This is a genomic window from Alkalibacterium sp. s-m-28, from assembly GCF_054658175.1.
The window spans coordinates 1-666 of the sequence record NZ_BAAGIQ010000235.1 but is presented as its reverse complement, the minus strand read 5'-3'; the positions used below and the strand labels follow the sequence as shown (position 1 = coordinate 666).

Genomic DNA, 666 nt, shown 5'->3' with positions numbered 1-666 from the left:
AGCTTGTCTATCATTCGCAAATTGAAGGGTTAGACGCCCATTTTTGCGCACAGCTATCCCTCTAAACTCCATTACATTGCCACATTCCGAACATTCCAATGGATCTTCCCCAAATGATTCTATACGCCGCTTCCGCCAACCTAACGGTTTGATCATTTCCTTCGCATTGATTAACACTTTTTGTGTGTCAAGTTGAAATTGTTTGACCACTATCTTCATGAGTGTCTTAATACGACGAGAATACAAACCATAGTGGCGTACCATTTTAAACTGTTCATCTGGAATATGTCGGACAAGGCGTCCAATGAATTCCGCCACAGGTAGTTCCTCAACTTTCCATTCGCCATCCCGTTTATCTTGATAACTAAAGGCAACGACTTCACCGTCATACATAATGATGCGATGAAGAGCGATAGGTCCTCGCTTCATGTAGCGTCCAATATAACCGAGTAACCCTTTCACATGTGTTTTACTTCTCTTAGGCGCATGGATATAGAAACCATCTGGATTGTTTTTATACGCCGCTTGTAGCAAGGGCTGGACTTGCTTTTTGGCTCGCTCCGAAAGCACCTTTCGGATCAATTTTAAGACGACCGTCTGCCACTGTTTTCTTAGTTTGACGTAAGGAATATAGTCATATTGCTTCCATTTCCCATCCTTTGTCAC

General features: G+C 42.8%; 1 protein-coding gene. It reads right to left on the bottom strand.

Going from position 1 to position 666, the window contains the following annotated elements; all coding sequences use genetic code 11:
* The coding region (locus ACYQ4S_RS12110; protein WP_459771413.1) for an IS91 family transposase at positions 1–666 on the bottom strand (666 nt) is incomplete at both ends.